20 protein-coding genes are annotated in these 19,496 nt (G+C 40.8%); 19 read left to right on the top strand and 1 reads right to left on the bottom strand.

All coding sequences use genetic code 11. The features are described 5' to 3' along the window. The first annotated feature begins 8 nt into the window (after nucleotides 1-8). The 6 genes from G4417_RS06725 (at nucleotide 9) to G4417_RS16920 (ending at nucleotide 5,832) form a co-directional block, all read left to right on the top strand. Nucleotides 9-812 (top strand): SDR family NAD(P)-dependent oxidoreductase, encoded by an 804-nt coding sequence (locus G4417_RS06725; RefSeq protein WP_173683053.1) that lies wholly within the window; start codon nucleotides 9-11, stop codon nucleotides 810-812. Between the two features lie 152 nt (nucleotides 813-964). Further along, nucleotides 965-2,554: an AAA family ATPase gene (locus G4417_RS06730; RefSeq protein WP_173683054.1), complete on the top strand. Its 1,590-nt coding sequence runs from the start codon at nucleotides 965-967 to the stop codon at nucleotides 2,552-2,554. A gap of 95 nt (nucleotides 2,555-2,649) precedes the next feature. Continuing rightward, on the top strand, nucleotides 2,650-3,354 hold the full coding sequence (locus tag G4417_RS06735; RefSeq protein WP_243872084.1) for an inositol monophosphatase family protein: 705 nt from the start codon (nucleotides 2,650-2,652) through the stop codon (nucleotides 3,352-3,354). A 16-nt stretch (nucleotides 3,355-3,370) separates the two neighbouring features. Beyond that, complete coding sequence (locus tag G4417_RS06740) at nucleotides 3,371-4,729, top strand: MFS transporter (RefSeq protein WP_173683055.1); 1,359 nt, start codon at nucleotides 3,371-3,373, stop codon at nucleotides 4,727-4,729. Between the two features lie 79 nt (nucleotides 4,730-4,808). Beyond that, nucleotides 4,809-5,639: an alpha/beta hydrolase gene (locus G4417_RS06745; RefSeq protein ID WP_243872085.1), complete on the top strand. Its 831-nt coding sequence runs from the start codon at nucleotides 4,809-4,811 to the stop codon at nucleotides 5,637-5,639. Between the two features lie 19 nt (nucleotides 5,640-5,658). Beyond that, nucleotides 5,659-5,832 (top strand): hypothetical protein, encoded by a 174-nt coding sequence (locus tag G4417_RS16920; RefSeq protein ID WP_243872086.1) that lies wholly within the window; start codon nucleotides 5,659-5,661, stop codon nucleotides 5,830-5,832. A gap of 119 nt (nucleotides 5,833-5,951) precedes the next feature. Here G4417_RS16920 and G4417_RS06750 read toward each other — a convergent pair whose 3' ends face one another. Next, nucleotides 5,952-7,292, bottom strand: a complete 1,341-nt coding sequence (locus G4417_RS06750) for an MATE family efflux transporter (protein WP_022380953.1) — start codon at nucleotides 7,290-7,292, stop codon at nucleotides 5,952-5,954. 473 nt (nucleotides 7,293-7,765) lie between these two features. Here G4417_RS06750 and G4417_RS06755 point away from each other — a divergent pair, with 473 nt between their 5' ends. The 13 genes from G4417_RS06755 to G4417_RS06810 all read left to right on the top strand — a co-directional run bounded on the left by G4417_RS06755 (nucleotide 7,766) and on the right by G4417_RS06810 (nucleotide 19,447). After that, a complete protein-coding gene (locus G4417_RS06755) occupies nucleotides 7,766-8,038 on the top strand; it encodes a hypothetical protein (protein ID WP_173683056.1) in 273 nt (90 codons plus the stop codon). 29 nt (nucleotides 8,039-8,067) lie between these two features. Further along, nucleotides 8,068-9,090 (top strand): transglutaminase domain-containing protein, encoded by a 1,023-nt coding sequence (locus G4417_RS06760; protein ID WP_173683057.1) that lies wholly within the window; start codon nucleotides 8,068-8,070, stop codon nucleotides 9,088-9,090. A gap of 259 nt (nucleotides 9,091-9,349) precedes the next feature. Beyond that, nucleotides 9,350-9,991: a methylated-DNA--[protein]-cysteine S-methyltransferase gene (locus G4417_RS06765; RefSeq protein ID WP_055149142.1), complete on the top strand. Its 642-nt coding sequence runs from the start codon at nucleotides 9,350-9,352 to the stop codon at nucleotides 9,989-9,991. A gap of 238 nt (nucleotides 9,992-10,229) precedes the next feature. Then, nucleotides 10,230-11,201 (top strand): ABC transporter substrate-binding protein, encoded by a 972-nt coding sequence (locus tag G4417_RS06770; protein ID WP_173683058.1) that lies wholly within the window; start codon nucleotides 10,230-10,232, stop codon nucleotides 11,199-11,201. Next, nucleotides 11,179-11,967, top strand: a complete 789-nt coding sequence (locus tag G4417_RS06775) for an ABC transporter permease (protein ID WP_173683074.1) — start codon at nucleotides 11,179-11,181, stop codon at nucleotides 11,965-11,967. Before G4417_RS06770 ends, G4417_RS06775 begins: the two co-directional genes overlap by 23 nt. A gap of 71 nt (nucleotides 11,968-12,038) precedes the next feature. Then, nucleotides 12,039-12,626, top strand: coding sequence for an ATP-binding cassette domain-containing protein (locus G4417_RS06780; RefSeq protein WP_173683059.1), 588 nt, complete (start codon nucleotides 12,039-12,041; stop codon nucleotides 12,624-12,626). A 144-nt stretch (nucleotides 12,627-12,770) separates the two neighbouring features. Then, a complete protein-coding gene (locus tag G4417_RS17715; RefSeq protein ID WP_368197970.1) occupies nucleotides 12,771-12,827 on the top strand; it encodes a hypothetical protein in 57 nt (18 codons plus the stop codon). Further along, nucleotides 12,811-13,800 carry a guanosine polyphosphate pyrophosphohydrolase gene (locus G4417_RS06785; protein WP_173683060.1) on the top strand — a complete coding sequence of 330 codons (990 nt, stop codon included), beginning with the start codon at nucleotides 12,811-12,813 and terminating at the stop codon, nucleotides 13,798-13,800. The genes G4417_RS17715 and G4417_RS06785 overlap by 17 nt, the downstream gene beginning before the upstream one ends. 225 nt (nucleotides 13,801-14,025) lie before the next feature. After that, nucleotides 14,026-15,567, top strand: coding sequence for an ABC transporter substrate-binding protein (locus G4417_RS06790; protein WP_173683061.1), 1,542 nt, complete (start codon nucleotides 14,026-14,028; stop codon nucleotides 15,565-15,567). Nucleotides 15,568-15,641: 74 nt separating this feature from the next. Continuing rightward, the gene (locus tag G4417_RS06795) at nucleotides 15,642-16,655 is read left to right on the top strand and encodes an ABC transporter ATP-binding protein (protein WP_173683062.1); all 1,014 of its coding nucleotides are present in this window, start codon (nucleotides 15,642-15,644) and stop codon (nucleotides 16,653-16,655) included. Then, on the top strand, nucleotides 16,648-17,562 hold the full coding sequence (locus tag G4417_RS06800) for an ATP-binding cassette domain-containing protein (RefSeq protein ID WP_173683063.1): 915 nt from the start codon (nucleotides 16,648-16,650) through the stop codon (nucleotides 17,560-17,562). Before G4417_RS06795 ends, G4417_RS06800 begins: the two co-directional genes overlap by 8 nt. After that, a complete protein-coding gene (locus tag G4417_RS06805; RefSeq protein WP_173683064.1) occupies nucleotides 17,559-18,563 on the top strand; it encodes an ABC transporter permease in 1,005 nt (334 codons plus the stop codon). Before G4417_RS06800 ends, G4417_RS06805 begins: the two co-directional genes overlap by 4 nt. Beyond that, nucleotides 18,560-19,447 carry an ABC transporter permease gene (locus G4417_RS06810; protein ID WP_173683065.1) on the top strand — a complete coding sequence of 296 codons (888 nt, stop codon included), beginning with the start codon at nucleotides 18,560-18,562 and terminating at the stop codon, nucleotides 19,445-19,447. Before G4417_RS06805 ends, G4417_RS06810 begins: the two co-directional genes overlap by 4 nt. The last annotated feature ends 49 nt before the right edge of the window (nucleotides 19,448-19,496 follow it).

Raw genomic sequence — 19,496 nt, forward strand, 5'->3', positions numbered from 1 at the left:
GTAACAATATGGAATCAAAACAGAAAAGTACAGCTCTTGTCACAGGGGGAAGTTCCGGAATCGGACGATGTACTGTAGCAGCATTGAGTAAGGCTGGCTATATAGTCTATGAGTTCAGTCGCCGGGATGTTCCTGTAGAAAGCGTGAAGCATATGTGCGTAGATGTGACAGATGAGGCTTCCGTGCAGGAAGCCGTTGGGCAGATCCTTTTGGAAAGAGGAAGTATCGAGATTCTTGTAAATTGTGCAGGTTTTGGTATTTCCGGGGCGGTGGAATTTACAGAGTTAAAACAGGCGAAAGCACAATTTGATGTAAACTTTTTTGGAACTGTCAATGTAAGCAGAGCTGTTCTTCCATCTATGCGCAGACAGCACAGTGGACATATTGTCAATATCAGTTCTGTGGCAGCAGTGGCACACATTCCGTTTCAGGCATTTTATTCTGCCAGTAAAGCAGCAGTGTCTTCTTATTCCTGCGCGCTTGATAATGAGGTAAGTCCTTATGGTGTTAGGGTAACAGCAGTAGAACTTGGAGATATTCATACCGGTTTTACCCAGGCCAGACAAAAGACAGTTTTGGGTGATGATGAATACGGCGGCCGTATTTCACACAGTGTCAGTCAGATGGAGAAAGATGAACTGAGTGGGATGTCGCCGGAGGTTATTGGTACATATATTGCGCGGATTGCACAGAAAAAGAACTGCGCACCAATTTGTGTGGCGGGTGTGAAGTATAAGATTCTGAGATTCTTATGTAAAATTCTGCCGTGTACATTACGGGGAAAGATTGTTGGTTCTATTTACGCAAAATAACTGAGATTATTTTATAGAATCCCGATATAGCCCGGGTGTCTGGATATATAACAGCTTTTTTCAGCTTTACGTTAAAATAGTTTCATGCTATCATTATTTTATTAAAAATTTTGGTAACGTGAAGCTGTTTTTTTGATTGTGGGGTGTAAGGAATGGGTAGATTTGTAAATCCTGATAACAGTGCATTTCAGGTGGCACTGAATTCTCCGATATATGTGGATAAAACCGGATTGTTGGAATATACAAACAGCGTACTTAATACAACAGAAGCTTATATCTGTAACTGCAGACCACGCAGGTTTGGAAAATCATATGCTGCAAATATGCTGGCCGCTTATTATAGTAAAGGCTGTAATTCCGAAGAAATGTTTTCAGGGCTGGATATAAGCAGGGAATCCGATTTTAAGACGCATCTTAATAAGTATGATGTGATTCATCTTGATATTCAGTGGTTTCTGGCAAATTGTGATAATGTGGATAATGTTGTAGCGTTTATTACGAAATCCGTACAGGCTGAATTGAGAGAGATTTACCCTGGTGTTCTGCCTGAAGAAGAGATAAGTTTGTCGGAAAGTCTTTCGCGTATTAAAAATATTGTTGGACAGAAATTTATTATAATTATTGATGAGTGGGATGTTCTGATCAGAGATGAAGCGGCAAATAAAAAAGTACAGGAAAAGTACATTAATTTTTTGAGGGCAATGTTTAAGGGAACGGAACCGACAAAATATATTCAGTTGGCGTATCTTACAGGTATTTTGCCGATAAAGAAAGAAAAAACACAGTCTGCATTAAATAATTTTGATGAGTTTACAATGCTTGATGCAGGAGTGATGGCGCCATATATTGGATTTACAGAAGCTGAAGTGAAGGATCTTTGCGAAAGATATCACAGAGATTTTGAGAAAGTAAAATATTGGTATGATGGTTATTTGCTGGAGGACTATCAGGTATATAATCCTAAAGCAGTAGTAAGTGTTTGTGTGCGGGGCAGGTTTAGAAGTTACTGGTCTGAGACTGCTTCTTATGAAGCAATTGTTCCTTTTATCAATATGAATTATGATGGTTTGAAAAACGCTATAATTGAAATACTTTCCGGTGCTTCGATTAAAGTGAATACAGCTGCTTTCAAAAATGATACGGTGAATATACAAAGCAAAGATGATGTACTTACGTATTTGATCCATCTTGGTTATTTGGGATATAACCAGAATAGAAGAACTGCATTTGTTCCAAATGAAGAAATCCGGCAGGAATTGACAATGGCGGTTGAAAGCAGAAAATGGAATGAGATGATTACTTTTCAGCAGGAATCAGAACATTTACTGGAGGCTACGCTGGACATGGATGAAGAAGCAGTTGAAGAGGGAATTGAGAAAATCCATACAGAGTATGTTTCGAATATTCAGTATAATAATGAGAATTCTTTGAGCAGTGTACTTGCAATTGCATATCTGAGTTCAATGGAATATTATTTTAAACCAGTTCGTGAACTGCCGACAGGACGTGGGTTTGCAGACTTTGTATTTATTCCAAAACCAGAATACGTTTCCAGTTATCCGGCGCTTGTCGTAGAACTTAAATGGAATAAGAATGTCAAGACAGCATTACAGCAGATTAAGGAAAAACAATATCCGGATTCAGTTCTGGATTATACCGGAGACATTTTGCTGGTTGGGATAAACTATGACAAGAAGACAAAAGAACATCAGTGTCTGATTGAAAAGTATGAGAAATTATAAAAGTATTGATAAAACGGAAACCATTTTCTATTGAGAGGTGACAGATAATATGGAACTAAAGGAGAAAACTCCACATACGATATTAAATGAAATAATTGAAGCGGCAAAAAAATGCGGACAGGGAAAATTTTGGCATTAAGGATAAGGCAGGAAAAGCAAATTTTGTTACGAAGTATGATTGCAAAATTCAGAAAATGCTGGAGAAAAAGTTGTCTGAGATTTTTCCGGAAGCGGAGTTTTTGGGGGAAGAAGAGGATTGCCGGATTAACAGAAATGCAGAATATATTTTTGTGGTGGATCCGATTGATGGAACTACCAATTTTATTAAAGATTATCATATGAGCTGTGTATCTATTGGATTGATTCGAAATGGAAAGAGATATATGGGAGTCGTGCATAATCCGTATCTTAATGAAACTTTCTATGCGATTTCCGGTGAGGGTGCATATATGAATGGAAATGCGATTCATGTATCGAAGGATGATCTGGCAAACAGCATTGTTTTGTTTGGTTCATCACCGTATAATACGGAGCTTGCGAAGGCATCCTTTGAATTAGCTTACGAATATTTTCAAAAATGCCTTGATATCCGACGAAGCGGATCTGCGGCACTTGATTTATGTGCCATAGCATCAGGAAGAGCGGAAATTTATTTCGAGCTTATTTTATCTCCATGGGACTTTGCGGCAGGTGCACTTATTGTTGAAGAAGCAGGCGGAATTGTGACGACTGTTGAAGGAGAAGAACTTCCATGCCTGGAAAAGAGTTCGATTCTTGCAAGAAATAAGCAGCAGTTCTGAAATCTGGAGGTGCACGATGAAAAAGTTAACAACAGGGAAAATATGGCAGTTTGCAGCCGGACAGTTTGGATGGGCGATGTTGTCCGGGATTATTTCTAACTGGCTTGTATATTTTTATCAGCCGGATAAGACAGCTATCAGTCAGGGACAGACAGTGTTTATTCCACAGGGGCTGGTGGTCTTCGGCATATTTACTATTATTGGCGGAATTACAGCTTTCGGAAGAATTTTTGATGCTTTTACAGATCCAATGATCGCATCTTTATCTGACAGATGCACGTCAAAGAATGGGCGAAGAATTCCATTTCTGAAATGGGCATCTTTACCGCTGGCGCTTTCTACAGTACTGGTTTTCTGGTCACCGGTTAATAAAAACAGCTGGATCAATGGAGTGTTCTTGCTGGTTATGATTCTGGCGTACTATCTTTCCATTACTGCTTACTGTACACCATATAATGCGTTGATTCCGGAGCTTGGACATACCCAGCAGGAAAGACTTAATATTTCCACAGTCATTTCCTTTACATTTATTGCCGGAACTGCAGTGGCGTATCTGGCACCTACGATATGGGGGATGTTTATTCCTGCTTTTGGCAGAGTTGGTGCTATCCGTATGACCTTTACTTTGATGGCGGCTATAGCGTTTATCTGTATGCTTGTGCCGGTATTTTGTATCCGTGAAAAGGATTATGTAGATACGGTTCCTGCAAAAGAGTCAGCTTTTGGATCTCTTGCAGCTACTTTTAAGAATGCAGAATTTCGCAAGTTTGTGGCATCTGATATTTTCTACTGGATTGCACTTACCATGTTTCAGACAGGTCTTCCATTTTTTGTCACCAGTCTTTTGAAACTTCCGGAAACAATGACAACTTTGTATTTTGTGGGAATGACAGCGTTGTCCCTTGTATTTTATATTCCGGTAAATAAGCTTACTCCTAAACTTGGAAAGAAAAAGATGATCTTGTTCGCATTTGCAGTATTTAGTCTTGCTTATTTTTATACTGGATTTATGGGAAAAATGAGTTTTATTCCGGCATCGGTGCAGGGACTGATCCTGACAGTCGTAGCGGCCCTTCCTATGGCAATTTTCGGAATTCTTCCGCAGGCTGTTGTGGCAGATATTTCGCAGAGCGACTCGATTACATCAGGAAGCAATCGTGAAGGAATGTTTTATGCGGCGAGAACATTTGCGTTTAAACTTGGGCAGAGTATTTCTATGCTGATATTTACAGCAGTCTCGACGATAGGGGCAGCAGAGGGAATTGGTTATAGAGTTGCTGCTTTTGGGGCAGCAGTATTCTGTTGTATAGGTGGAATTATACTGGTATTTTATAATGAGAAAAAGATTAATGGGATTATTAACAGGCACCAGTAAAGATTATAATACAGGTATGTATCGAATGGTGAAAAGCAGATAGCAATAGAATTATGAAAAAGTAACAGGAGTACATACAATGGAAATAATACATGAGAATGAATATGTGTATAAAATGAATGATGAAATAGAACCATATCTTGCAACGCACCGTCAGGAGGGATACATTCCTGGTGCAGAGGATCATCTGCACCGAAAAGATACGGGGATAGTGGGGAAAATTCATGTACAGCGTTACATGGCAGAGAAGCCGAAAGGCGTGATTATAATTAGTCATGGCTTTACAGAAGCAGCGCCGAAATATGATGAGATGATTTATTATTTTCTGAAGGCTGGATATCATGTGTATATTCCGGAACATATGGGACATGGACAAAGTTATTGCCTGACAGCAGATTCATCTCTTGTACATATAGATACCTGGAAGCGATATGTGAGAGATTTTTTGAAAATATGCCATGTAATTAAAAAAACATATCCTGAACTGCCGTTAGTTCTTTTTGCACATTCTATGGGTGGGGCGATTGGCACAATTGCAGCTGCATGGGAGCCGCAACTGTTTCAGAAGATTATATTGAATTCTCCTATGCTCCGCCCGCTCACCGGAAATGTTCCCTGGCCATTGGTGATTGCTATTGCACAGACGAAGTGCCTTTTGGGAAGGGAGGAAGACTATGTGGTTGGTCAGAAGCCTTATGATGGTAGTGAGACTTTCGAAACCAGTGGATGTACTTCCAGACCAAGATTCGAAAAATATAATGAGATGCGTAAAGAGAATAAAAAATTCCAGGTTAGTGCAAGCTTCTTATGGGTGGCTTCTGGCGTCTGTAAAAATGAGTTGGTACATAAAATATTGTGGATGGAAGAAACTGACAGCACCTATGTTGCTATTTCAGGCAGAAAGAGATGATTTTGTATCTGTAAACGCATTGAGAAAATTTGCAGAGAAAATCAATCACAGAGGAATTACTTCCTGCAAATATGTTTACCTGCCGGGAACCAGACATGAGACCTACCGCAGTGACGACAGGACGATGGAAATGTATTTAGATAAAATTATGAAGTTTATGGATTCAGGCATGGTATCTGACATTTGTACGTGATTCGTATCTTAATGAAACTTTCTATGCGATTCATGTATCGGAGGATAATCAAATAATGGAAATGGTTTTCTGTTATCAGCATCTCTACTAAGAGAACTGATAACAGGAAACCATTTTTATTATTTGGCTGAGTTTTTATTTAACAGCCGGAAACAGATTACAAAAAAGATAATTCCATATACAGTTGTGATAGGTGTCGCCATTCCAACATAAGTCAGAGATGTTTCCGGTAATCTCGACATAATGATAGATACCGGAATTCGGATGCAGAATGCGGAAGTGATTCCCTGGATCATAACAGGAATACTTTTTCCACAGCCATTAAAATATCCGATACTGCTGAAAAGTACACAAGTCAGTATACAGTCGGCAGAGAAACCTTTCAGGTAAGCGGCACTCTGCGCGATTACCTCGGAATCATTGGTAAAGAAAGAGGATAATACTCCGCCTCCGAAGAATCCTACCATAAAGATGATGATTCCAACGGAACATCCGGTAATGATTGCAGTGTAAAAACCCTTCCATGCCCGGCTTTTCTTTCCGGCACCGATATTCTGCGCAACAAATGCTGATACACTCTGCATGATAGAGGACGGAACCAGCATAATAAAGGAAACGATTTTCTGTGCAATTCCATATCCGGCAGATGGCATCAGACCCATCTGATTGATAACAGAATTTACGACAAGAAATGAAATCTGAACCGTTGTCTCCTGAAGTGCAATCGGCACACCTACGTTCAATATTTTCCCTAACTCTTCCTTATAAATCCGACATTGTTCTCTGGAAAATTCTATAGGCATATCCTGCTTTCTTAATACAACGACAGAACAGACAACAGAGACAAACTGTGCAAATACAGTGGCAATGGCGGCACCCGCAACATCCATGTGAAATACTCCAACCAGAAGCAAATCTCCCAGAATATTTATGACGCAGGCAATTCCTACGAATAGAAGTGGAAGGTTTGCATTTCCCACACCTCGCAGCACACCGCTGATTACATTGTATGCAATGATAATAACGATACCGGCAGAACAGATTCTGATATAAAGAATCGTTTTGTCAAAGGATTCAGCCGGTGCCTGTAAAAGATGCGCAATTCCTCCGGCGGCAAATTCCAGTACAAATGTCATGATGACAGCAATGATCAGAAAAAGAATGATCGTAGTTCCGACCGCATTTCCTGCTTCTTTTGGTTTTTGTTCTCCGATGTGATGCCCGATTATTACGGTGGAGCCCATTGCAAGGCTTGTAATAATAAAAGTAGCCATCTGCATAAAGGAACTTCCTGTTCCTACTGCGGAAATACTCGAGGCATTTCCGAATTTTCCAACAATCAGTAAATCAACTGCGCCATACGCAGCCTGCAGGATCAATGCTCCAAGTACGGGGATAGCAAACCGAAGCAAAGACTGGAACACAGGTCCTTCTGTAAAACTTATTTCTTTTTTCGACATTTTTTCCTCCTGAGAATGTGGCTTGAATGATTCAGATAGGCAGATATTATATCTGAAGCATTTAGATATTATCAGTATAACATAGTTATTGAGCACATTCTACTGTCACGTTGATGACCTTGTAAGTCTTGGAGTTACTGTGTTACTGTTTACTCAGTGCCTTGTAACAATCGTTACTGTTCACTCCGTTCACAGTAACGTAGCCAAAATTCATTCCAGATTGCCAGCGGCAATGGGATTTTGGCTTGTATGTCTCGGAATTTTGGCATATTCATGCCAAAACACCTCGCGGGATAGTGATGTGTGAACAGTAACTAACAATCCTTTTCCATATCAAATAAGCTCCATGTTCTGATTGCGAATATCAGTTGAAGCATGTTACTATAAGAAAAAACATAGCTATATCATATGATTTTTGACGAGGTAAATCAGATGGCTGGTGACACAGAAACATGATAAGAAAGGTAAAAAACATGGCATCAGAAAGAACAGAAGAACTATACAGGGTTTTGCTCAGCAAGGGCTATCCGAAGGAGCTTTGTGCTGAGATTGCATATAAAAATATGAATACAGATTATACCGCAACCAGAATGCTGGGTTATTTATATCGGTATACAAATCCTAAAATCGAAGATCTGGTAGATGAGATGCTGGCGATTTTAAGTGATCGGGTACAGATAATAGAGAAAAAGGAATCTGAACATGCGCAGGCAGTGATCAGTGAAATGTACCGGAAGGGATTATAAGTGACGAAGAACTTGGAGATAAGATAACAATGGAGCAATATTATTACAACCATATGAATAAGGCGCAGCAGGCTGCATATCACAGCATTCTTAGCGGTGTGAAAAACCTGGCGGATGAATTTCAGATTCCGGCATTAGAGGGAGAAGAACTTTATAATGTATTTTTTCAGATGCGTCTGGATCATCCGGAGATATTTTGGGTGAGCAGTTATAAATACCGGTATTATAAAGACTCTCCGAATCTGATTTTTATTCCGGAGTATCTTTTTGATAAAAAGAAGATTTGCGAACATCAAAAGGCTATGACTGCCAGAGTTGAGAAGCTGATTCGTCCGGCTCAGAAGCTGTCTGAGTGGGAGAAAGAGAAGTATGTACATGATTTTATCTGTGAAAATATCCGCTATGACAAACTGAAAAAATCATATTCCCATGAAATTATCGGACCGTTGGGGCAAGGCGTTGGTGTTTGTGAGGGAATCGCAAAAGCAGTAAAGGTTTTGTTAGATGCACTGGGAGTCTGGTGTGTGATTGCAATCTGTGGAAATAATCCTGAGAAGGGGATTAAGTATCGCCACACATGGAATATCGTAAAAATAGGAGGTACATATTATCATCTGGATGCGACCTTTGATAATACCCTGGGGAAAGATCGTGAGACTTCTGAAATTCGCTATGATTATTTCAATCTGGATGATTCACAGATTTTCAGGGATCATGAGCCTCTTATTGCGCCAGCGCCTCACTGCGGTGATCATGAGCACTTTTACTATAAGGAGAAGAAGCTTTCTTTTACTAAGAAAGAGGATGTGTATAAACGTTTTTTGCAGGCGGCGAAGAAAGGCAGGGTGCTTATTTTTCACTGGAGAGGCGGTTATCTGACAAAGGAAGTACTGAAGGAATTGCTGGAGCTTATCCGGAAAGCAGGAGATGAGAAAGACAAAACAGCAATGGTCAGCATAAACTGGCCGCAGGCAGTTATTCGTGTTCAGTATACGGATATGCAGGTACAGGAGAGTGTGACAATAGAGGAAGCGAATGAAGGGGAAAAATAGATGTAATAAACAGCTTAACTTTTTCCGTGTGAGGATAGAGCTTTTTAAAAGAATGTGATCAGAGTGAGAAAACAGCCGAGATGTGGGACAGGGAATTAAAAGAAATCAGGAAGCAGGAACAGTATAGGAAAGCTATATCATGTATGGAAGAGGAACAGTATGATAAGGCAATAATTTTGTTTGAGGGACTTCCAAGAGATTATGAAGATGTCAGAAATAATTTCAGGGAATAAGGGTGAAATAAATGAATCAAAATTGCATGATTACACGAGAAGCAGCGTTGGAATTCGGTTTATCATTTCAGAATACATATACGGAAAGACCTTTCCGTGATCAGAACTGGCAAGTGGTAAGAGCGAGGGAAAACAAAAAAATTTTTTTATGGATCTATGAACGAAACGGTTATGTTAATCTGAATGTAAAAGCAGATCCGGAGTGGCGTGATTTTTGGCGAAGTGCCTATGAATCTGTACAGGCTGGTTATCATCAGAATAAGGAACATTGGAATACCATTATTCTAAATGGGACGGTACCGGATAAAGATATTAAAAGAATGATATCCGAAAGCTATGATCTCGTAACATACAGCCCGACAAAGAAGATTTATGAGGCAGTGAAGCAAATTCCGAAAGGATGCGTTGCAACTTATGGTCAGGTTGCCGAAATGGCAGGGAATCCGAGAATGTCGAGAGCGGTAGGGAATGCCCTCCATAAGAATCCGGATCCGGAGCATATTCCCTGTTATCGGGTAGTGAATTTCAGAGGAGAACTGTCAGGGGCTTTTGCCTTCGGCGGTAAAGATGTACAGAAAAAGCTACTGGAAGCAGATGGAATTGAGGTTGTCAATGGAACGGTGGATTTAAAAAAATATGGATTGACGCAAAGAGATGATAAACTGTGAAAAAACAGATACGGATGATTACCTACTTACCTTATTATCATTTGGATGCTACTTTTTTAACCGAAGAATTATTGAAGTTTTGGAAACAGCAGCTATATACAAGGCTGCTGTTTTTGAGTATAATAAAGCTATGACACCAATCTTTGAAAATGAAAGAACAGGGGGTGCTATAGAAAATAAATCTGAGACTTTTATGAGAATGATACCTTTGAACAGAACAGAGAGGAGAAACAGAAACATGAAAAGAAAATTAATGGTTTGGACAGTGGCTGTATGTATATGTGCAGGACTAACCGGTAATACAGGAGCGGTTAATGTATTTGCTTCTGAGGGAGATTCGGATGCTGTCCGGATAGGAGCATTAAAGGGACCAACAGCAATGGGAATGGCTCAGCTTCTGGATGCAGACGGATACGATTTTACGATTGCTGCATCTCCGGATGAGATTGTTCCGATGGTAGTACAGGACAAGCTTGATATTGCAGCTGTTCCGGCAAATCTGGCAGCAACGTTGTATCAGAAAACAGATAAGGATGTCAGTGTTCTGGCAGTTAATACGCTGGGTGTTCTTTACCTTGTGGAGAATGGAGACAGTGTAAAATCTGTGGAGGATCTCAAAGGAAAGACCATCTATGCCAGTGGAAAGGGTGCAACTCCGGAATATGCCCTGAATTCTGTCCTTAAGGCAAATGGAATCGATCCGGAGAAAGATGTGACGATCGAATATAAATCTGAGCATGCAGAAGTGGTTTCCGCACTTGTGCAGGATCAGACAGCAGTCGGACTTCTTCCGCAGCCTTTTGTAACTACTGCGCTGATGAAAAACGATAAGCTGAAAGTTGCTCTGGATCTGAATAAACTGTGGGAAGATTCCATGGATGACGGAAGTAAACTTGTGACAGGTGTTGTGATCGCAAACAATGAATTTGTTCAGGATCATGCAGATAAAGTAAATGATTTTATGGACGCTTATAAAGAATCTGTAGATTTTGTTAACAGTGATACAGAAGCTGCGGCCCAAATCATAGGAGATCATGATATTATTGCAAAGGAGGTTGCACAGAAAGCAATCCCTGACTGCAGTATTGTGTTTATTGAAGGTGATGAAATGAAAACCATGCTTTCGGGATATCTGGCAACCTTAGACGATCAGAATCCTGAGATTATAGGAGGACAGTTGCCGGATGATGCGTTCTATTACAAACGATAGAGCAAAAACGGACAATGGAACGAAATATACAGGAATTCGCATATTAGCAGTATTTTTCTGGATCGTAATCTGGCAGTTTGCAAGTATGTATCTGAAACAGGAGATCCTTCTGGCATCTCCTGTTTCTGTTGTCCGAAAACTTTTTGAATTGATTTTCAGCGGAAATTTCTGGAAGTCTGTCGGATTTAGCTTCGTGCGTATTGTGGCAGGTTTTTTTCTGGCTATGCTTCTGGGAATTTTTCTGGCAATATTGGCATATTGGTCAAAAATAGTGGAAATCCTGATATCACCTGTGATCACAGTGGTCAAATCTATACCTGTGGCATCTTTTATTATTTTGTGCCTGATATGGATTCCTTCCAGAAATCTGTCAGTTTTTATTTCTTTTCTTATGGTTCTGCCGGTAATATATACAAATATTCTTGAGGGAATACGACAGACTGACAGAAAGATACTGGAAATGGCAAAAGTATTTCGTGTGAATCTCAGAAGACAGATCAGGTATATTTATGTATCTCAGGTACTGCCTTATTTTCTCTCAGCATGCAGGCTTTCTCTTGGGATGTGCTGGAAAGCAGGAGTGGCAGCAGAGGTTATCGGAGTGCCATCAGGTTCTATTGGCGAGAAACTGTATAATGCAAAAATATATCTGAATACTCCGGATCTTTTTGCATGGACAATTGTGATCATTGTAATCAGCTTTGTATTTGAAAAGTGTTTTCTTGGAATAGTAAGCAGGATAGTTTATATGATAGAACATAGATAACAGAAATTATGATTGATAGCAATCCTCTTAAATACATTATTTATGAGACGCATTACAGGTGGAGAAGAGAAATGGATATAAAGGTAGATCATGTCAGTAAAGCATACGGAAAACAGCAGGTACTACGAGACTTGTCCTGCGTTTTGCCAGAAGGGAAAACCACTTGTATCAGAGGAAACTCCGGATGTGGAAAAACAACACTGATACGGCTTCTTCTGGGACTGGATGTTCCGGATAAGGGAAAAATAGAAGGGATAAGTGACAGGAAGATCAGTGCAGTATTTCAGGAAGATCGTCTGTGTGAAAATCTGAGTGCTGCTTCCAATATAAGACTGGTATGCATAGAAACAATAACCGACAGAGAATTGGAGGAGGCATATAAAGCAGTTGCGCTTACTGAGGTATGGCAAAAACCGGTTCGTGAACTAAGTGGAGGAATGCGCAGGAGAGTATCTATCCTGAGAGCATTGCTGGCTGAATCAGATTGTGTGATCATGGATGAACCTCTCAGGGGCCTTGATGAAAAAACAAAAGCAAAAACAATTGATTATATTTTGAAAAAGACTGAGGGAAAAACATTGATCTTTGTTACTCATGAGGAAAAAGAAGCAGTGTGGTTAAAGGCTGACAGAACAGTAGATATATTGATGAAATATTAAAATTAATGAAAAAACCAAAACCGGTACTTAATTTGAATAACTGCGCATTCATTATTTTATGGAATTGTTATAAATTTTTGTTATAGATTAGAGCGTGTCTGAAAAATTATTTCCACAAATTGTGACGCGCATTTTGCGAAAAGCATTTTTCAAACACACTCCAACTTCAAAAGAGGAAAAGCTTATGATTACATTAAATGATTACCTGTATTCAGGAAATACAGTTTTAAAAATTTTACAGAAATATACCCAGGATCTGAGAAAAGAAGCAAAAATTACTCACAATGAGATTGATCTGATGCATGTGAATTTTCTGATTCAGATTACAGAGCTTTTAGAACACAATGATTTCCTTACGGCTCAGTCTCAGAAGATTCGGGAATTTTATAAATATATGGCTCATGAATATCCATTTCTTGCGTTTACATTTAAAGGAAGGATCAAGTCGCTGATCCGGGCAGAAGAGAAATTTAACGGTTATATTGTGGAATATATTTACGATTATTATACAAAACATGGAACCTATCCTCCTGTGGCGGAACTGAAAAATAAACTCAGTTGTTTTCGGGATTTTATTGCATACAGGATTGTGTTGTGCATGCCCAAGTGTCATCTGAAACCAGGAGAAGATCAGGAAACGGCGTCAATCCGCTATCTTTATGAAATTGCCAATGTTCTTCCTGGGTTTCTGGAAGAGCGAGGGTTTACGGTGGAGTCTGCCTATGGAGTGAAGAAAAGTACGTCGTTGCTTCTTAATGAAGATGTGAAGCTATATTACCGGGATTATATCTGTGGAACCAGTGGGGAAGGATATCAGTCATTACATATCACAGTTTATGATAACAGTTCCCGTTCTTTCATGGAAGTGCAGCTGCGTACCCAGAAAATGGATGACAATGCAGAAATTGGTTCAGCGAATCACCTGGGATATGAGAAGAAACAGCAGGATGAGCGAGCAAGACGTGATGCTATTCCAGAAGGTGAGTGTATTTATTTTGATGAAGCCTATGAACGGGGCATGCGTCTTTTACAACTGGAACTGTCAGATCTGGATGTAAATATGTTTTCAGCAGTCAATAACAGTCTGATCAATGACGGGTGCGGGCTGTTCAGGGGAAGACTGATCTTACCTTATGAGCATTTGTCCAGGTTTCAGAATGATGTGATTGACTGAAGTAAATAAAAATTGGGACAGAAATAAAACTTTTATCATGGCTTGCTGTTGGGACTTTTACTGCAAGGTAAAAAAGAAAAGAATATAATAGAGGTATGCCATATATAGCATACCTCAGGTCTAAAAAGGAATATGTCAATATCCCCCCGCAGGGCTTACTGATGTCAGAATTGTCTGATATCATAAAAGTCAGTTACCAATAAAGAAAAAGCGAGGGAACATGAAATGAAAAAGGGTTTATTGACAATGGCCGGAGTGCTTCTGACTGTATCACTGGTCAGTGCCGGAACAACAGTGCCTGTACTGGCAGAGGAAGAAACAACGCTGGTATATGGAAGCGGAGATTATACCAGGATCAATCCTGCTATGGATGAACATGGAGAGATCAATATCCTGATCTTCAACGGTTTAACTGCACATGACGGAGAGAATCAGGTAGTTCCGGGACTGGCAGAGAGCTGGGATTTTGATGATGAAACCAATACCTATACCTTCCATATGGTAGAAGATGCCAAGTGGCAGGACGGCGAACCTGTGACAGCAGAGGATGTTAAATTTACTATTGAAGCGATCATGAATCCGGAAAATGGTTCTGAGAATGCACCCAACTACGAGGACGTAGAAGAGATCAATGTGATTGATGATCATACGGTTGCGTTTAAGCTTGAGGACAAAAATGTTGCATTCCTTGACTATATGACAATGGCAGTTCTTCCTAAGCATCTGCTTGAGGGCGAAGATATGCAGACCTCTGATTTCTTCCGTAATCCGGTAGGAACAGGTCCATACAAGATTGAATCCTGGGATGAGGGACAGGCAATCACACTGGTTAAGAATGAAGATTATTTCAAGGGTGAGCCTTCCATCGATAAAATTGTATTCAAGATCGTACCGGATGACAATGCGAAAGCACTTCAGTTGAAATCCGGAGAACTTGATCTGGCATTATTAACACCAAAGGATGCAGCTGCTTTTGCAGATGATGATGCATATACATGCTACGATATGAAGACATCTGACTATCGTGGAATCATGTTTAACTTTGGAAATGAATACTGGCAGAAAAACCGTGATCTGATCCCGGCAGTATGCTATGGACTTGACCGTCAGGCGATTGTCGACGCAGTTATCCTGGGACAGGGAATGCCGGCTTATGGTCCTCTTCAGAGAAATATCTACAATTATGAAGATGTAGAGCATTATGATTATAATCCTGAAAAAGCAAAAGAAATTCTGGAAGCTGCAGGATGCGAGATGGGTGATGACGGATTTTATTATCGTGATGGCGAAAAAGTTGGATTTGTAATCAGCGTAAGTGCAGGAGATCAGGTACGTATTGATATAGCTCAGATCGCAGCACAGGAACTGAAAGAGATCGGCATGGATGTATCAGTAGAGATCCCTGCACAGACAGACTGGGCAGGACAGATGGCATTCCTCATCGGATGGGGAAGCCCATTTGACGCTGACGACCATACATACAAAGTATTCGGAACAGATAAGGGAGCAAACTACTCCGGCTACTCTAATGCAGACGTTGACAAGTATCTGAAAGAAGCAAGACAGTCAGCTGATCCAAAAGTACGTGCAGAAGCCTATGCTAATTTCCAGAAAGCTCTGGCAGAGGATCCGGCTTATGCAATGATCTGCTATATTGATGCCAACTATGTTGCTGACAGCAATATTAAGGGAATCGATCCTGATACAATTATGGGACATCACGGAGTTGGTATTTTCTGGAATGTAGCAGACTGGACTATTGAATAATAAAAAGAGATAAAGGTTGTGACGGGGGCACTAAAGGTGCCCCCCTTTTTACACGAGCGGAAAAAGGGTTAAAAATGGAACATTTATTAGAGGTTAAAAATCTTTCAGTCAGTATTGACGGTCCTGCCGGAGAAGTCCGGGCAGTAAGAGATGTGTCTTTTTCATTAAAAAAGGGAGAGGTGCTGGCCATAGTTGGAGAATCAGGATGCGGGAAGAGTGTGCTTTGCAAAAGTATCATGAAGCTTTTGCCACCAAGCGCAAAAATAAAAGAGGGAAGCATCTGTGTGAACGGACAGGATATCACCTGTTACAGGGAAAAGGAGATGCAGAAACTGCGTGGAAGAGTTTTTTCTATGATCTTTCAGGATCCTATGACATCCCTGAATCCAACTATTAAAATTGGAAAACAGATTGGGGAAGCAGTGGTGATCCACAATAAGAACTACACGAAGGAACAGGTAAATAAGAAGGTTCTGGAGCTTATGGAACTGGTAGGTATCTCCCATCCAAAGGAACGATATCATCAGTATCCCTGGCAGTTCTCCGGAGGAATGCGCCAGAGATGTGTTATGGCCATTGCTCTGGCTGCAGATCCGGATATTTTATTTGCAGATGAACCAACTACTGCACTGGATGTGACCATACAGGCACAGATCCTGGATCTTCTGCGGGAAATACAGATGAAGCTTGGAACAGCTACCATACTGGTATCCCATGATCTGGGAGTTGTTGCACGTGTGGCAGACAGAGTGGCAGTCATGTATGCAGGCAAGATCGTAGAGATCGGTACAGCAGAGGAAGTGTATTATGATCCCAGACATCCATACACATGGGGGCTGATGAGATCACTGCCTGCATTTGCAAATGGAAAAGAAAGCCTGTACACTATCCCCGGCATGCCTCCTACTTTGATAGATCCGCCGAAAGGTGATGCTTTTGCATGTAGAAACGAATATGCCCTGAATATTGATTATGAAGAAATGCCGCCTATGTTTAAGATAACAGATACTCATTATGCGGCAACCTGGCTGCTGGATCCAAGAGCACCGCAGATCAAATCACCTATGGGAGGAATCGTCCATGAGTAAAGAAATTTTATTGGATGTCAGGCATCTGACTCAGCAGTTTCATCTGACAAAAAAAATCAAGGTAAAGGCTGTAGATGATGTCTCATTTCAGATCCATAAAGGTGAGATCTTTGGTCTGGTAGGGGAATCTGGTTCAGGAAAGTCCACAGTTGCCAGATGTCTGATGAATATATATCAGCCGGCTCAGGGAGAAATCTGGTATAAAGATGTAAATATCTGCGACAAAAAGGAATTCAAAAAGCATAAAAAAATGCTGCAGACCTGCCGCCAGATGATTTTTCAGGATTCCGCATCCAGCCTGAACCAGAAAATGAAGGTGTCAGATATTATTACGGAACCAATGAGGATCCAGCATATTACACCTCCGAGAGGAAGCTTTGTGAAGGAAGCTGCTTTTCAGATGGAATATGTAGGACTTGAGAACAGTTTCCTGGACCGTTATCCATCTGAATTATCAGGGGGACAGAGACAGCGAGTGGCAATAGCCAGATCTCTGTGTATGGAACCGGAATTTCTGGTGGCTGATGAACCTATAGCTTCTCTGGATGTGTCCATACAGGCACAGATCGTCAATCTGTTCCGTTATCTGCAGGAGGAGCATGGATTTACATTTCTGTTTATTGCCCATGACCTGGCTATGGTTGAGTATCTCTGTGACCGTGTGGGAGTTATGTATCATGGAAAACTGGTAGAACTGGCACCATCGGAAGAATTGTATTCCAATCCGGTGCATCCTTATACAAAAACCTTGCTGTCTGCAATTCCTGTTCCTGACCCCATCAGGGAGAGAAAGAGAGTTCTGCAGTACTATGATGGCGAAGGAATGGAAAACAGTGTGTGGACAGAAGTGTCACCCGGACATTTTGCAATGCTTCCGGCTGAAGGAAAGGGGTGCAGTATATCATGAGACAAAAAAAGTTAGTCTACTATGGTAAAAAATGCCTGATATTCCTGATCTCAGTATTTATATTGTCTGTAGCTGTATTTTATGTAGCCCGTCTTGCACCGGGAGATCCGCTGATCTCCTATTATGGTGACCGTACAGAGAAGATGAGTCCGGAAGAACGTGAATGGGCTATGGAGAAACTGGGGCTGAACGAACCAATTTCTGTGCAGTATGTGAAGTGGGTAAAAAATGCCTTTCATGGAGAATTTGGAATTTCATTTAAATATAAACAGAATGTATTGGAAGTAATCGGCGGCCGCATTGGCAATACGCTTGTGCTTGGAGGAATCGGATTTATTATTATGTTTGCAGGAGCCTTGCTCCTGGGAATCCTGTGTGCCTGGTATGAAAACCGGCTGGCAGACAGGATCCTGTGTAAGCTGGGAACCATATCCAGCTGTATTCCTGAGTTTTGGATGGCCCTGGTCCTGATCCTTATTTTTTCTGTAAATCTTAAGATTCTGCCAAGCAGTGGAGCTTACAGTACAGGAAATGCAGGAAACTTTGGTGACAGAGTGCTACATCTGATCATGCCGCTGACCATCATAGTCATGGAGCATTTATGGTATTACGCTTACATGATTCGAAATAAAATTCTGGAAGAGGTTCGCGCAGATTATGTACTTCTAGCAAAGGCAAAGGGACTGAATAAGAAAAAGCTTATGTTCAGACATTGTGTCCGAAATGTAATGCCTGCGTACCTGAGTATTATGGCTATTGCAGTTCCTCATATACTTGGAGGAACCTATGTGGTAGAAAGTGTATTCTCTTATCCCGGAATCGGAGCTCTGTCCTATGAGAGCGCCAGATATCATGATTACAATCTGCTGATGTTGCTTTGCATGATATCAGGAATCCTGGTTATTTTCTGTAATATCGTCAGTCAGACGATCAATGAACAGATTGATCCCCGTATGAAGGATGAAGTAATAACCGAGAAATCGGAGGTAGTAGAAGGATGACCAATCATTTATTTGAACTGGCAGGAAACAGAAAGACAGAAACCGTAATTCCTAAATCAAAGAAAAAGTGGTATCAGGGAAAACCGGTTGTTTCGGCAGCAATCCTGATTCTTATCGTACTGGGATGCCTGTGTGCGGAACTGATCATGACAAAGGATCCTGCTTATATGGATCTGTTAAACTATAACAAAGCTCCTGACAGGGAGTTCCTTTTTGGAACGGATACTATGGGAAGGGATATTTTTTCCATGATCTGGTATGGAGGAAGGATCTCAATTCTGATCGGTGGATTAGCCACAGTTATTTCTACTTTTATTGCAGTAGTAGTCGGTGCCTTCAGTGGGGTGGCACCTGCCTGGCTGGATGAACTGATCATGAGATTTACAGAAATATTCTTAAGTATACCAACTCTGCTTCTGATCATTTTGCTGCAGGCTATCATGGGAGAGGCCAATATCCTGAGTCTGTCCTTTGTGATCGGTGTGACCAGCTGGACCAGTATTGCGAAAGTAGTACGCACAGAGGTACGGCAGATACGAAACAGTGAGTATATCATCGCTGCAAGATGTATGGGAGCAGGATTCTTCCGTATTTTGTGGAAGCATCTGGTGCCGAACTTTTTCTCATCCATTATGTTTATGGTAGTTATGAATGTAAGAACTGCAATGATCTCTGAGGCGACTTTGAGCTTTATGGGTATTGGACTTCCCATAGAGGTTATCACATGGGGAAGTATGCTGTCTCTGTCAGATAAGGCATTAATGACAGGTTCCTGGTGGATTATTCTGATACCGGGACTTTTCCTGATCGCCACAGTGCTTTGCCTGACCAATATAGGAAACGCCTGCAGAGAACAGACAAACAGAAAAGAAAGTAATTTCTGATTTCGGGCGAAAAAATAACAACATGAGAAAGAGAGGCTTTTAACAGTTT

Origin of the sequence: Blautia wexlerae, assembly GCF_013300825.1 — a bacterium.
GTDB classification, from domain to species: Bacteria; Bacillota; Clostridia; order Lachnospirales; family Lachnospiraceae; genus Blautia_A; species Blautia_A wexlerae_B.

Coding starts and splice junctions, on each gene's coding strand:
- G4417_RS06760 (WP_173683057.1), top strand. CDS start 8,068: ATGGAGCAATATTATTACAACCATATGAATAAGGCGCAGCAGGCTGCA.
- G4417_RS06740 (WP_173683055.1), top strand. CDS start 3,371: ATGAAAAAGTTAACAACAGGGAAAATATGGCAGTTTGCAGCCGGACAG.
- G4417_RS06750 (WP_022380953.1), bottom strand. CDS start 7,292: ATGTCGAAAAAAGAAATAAGTTTTACAGAAGGACCTGTGTTCCAGTCT.
- G4417_RS06790 (WP_173683061.1), top strand. CDS start 14,026: ATGAAAAAGGGTTTATTGACAATGGCCGGAGTGCTTCTGACTGTATCA.
- G4417_RS06800 (WP_173683063.1), top strand. CDS start 16,648: ATGAGTAAAGAAATTTTATTGGATGTCAGGCATCTGACTCAGCAGTTT.
- G4417_RS06780 (WP_173683059.1), top strand. CDS start 12,039: ATGGATATAAAGGTAGATCATGTCAGTAAAGCATACGGAAAACAGCAG.
- G4417_RS06795 (WP_173683062.1), top strand. CDS start 15,642: ATGGAACATTTATTAGAGGTTAAAAATCTTTCAGTCAGTATTGACGGT.
- G4417_RS06765 (WP_055149142.1), top strand. CDS start 9,350: ATGATTACACGAGAAGCAGCGTTGGAATTCGGTTTATCATTTCAGAAT.
- G4417_RS06745 (WP_243872085.1), top strand. CDS start 4,809: ATGGAAATAATACATGAGAATGAATATGTGTATAAAATGAATGATGAA.
- G4417_RS06755 (WP_173683056.1), top strand. CDS start 7,766: ATGGCATCAGAAAGAACAGAAGAACTATACAGGGTTTTGCTCAGCAAG.
- G4417_RS06725 (WP_173683053.1), top strand. CDS start 9: ATGGAATCAAAACAGAAAAGTACAGCTCTTGTCACAGGGGGAAGTTCC.
- G4417_RS06775 (WP_173683074.1), top strand. CDS start 11,179: ATGCGTTCTATTACAAACGATAGAGCAAAAACGGACAATGGAACGAAA.
- G4417_RS06805 (WP_173683064.1), top strand. CDS start 17,559: ATGAGACAAAAAAAGTTAGTCTACTATGGTAAAAAATGCCTGATATTC.
- G4417_RS06730 (WP_173683054.1), top strand. CDS start 965: ATGGGTAGATTTGTAAATCCTGATAACAGTGCATTTCAGGTGGCACTG.
- G4417_RS06770 (WP_173683058.1), top strand. CDS start 10,230: ATGAAAAGAAAATTAATGGTTTGGACAGTGGCTGTATGTATATGTGCA.
- G4417_RS06785 (WP_173683060.1), top strand. CDS start 12,811: ATGATTACATTAAATGATTACCTGTATTCAGGAAATACAGTTTTAAAA.
- G4417_RS06810 (WP_173683065.1), top strand. CDS start 18,560: ATGACCAATCATTTATTTGAACTGGCAGGAAACAGAAAGACAGAAACC.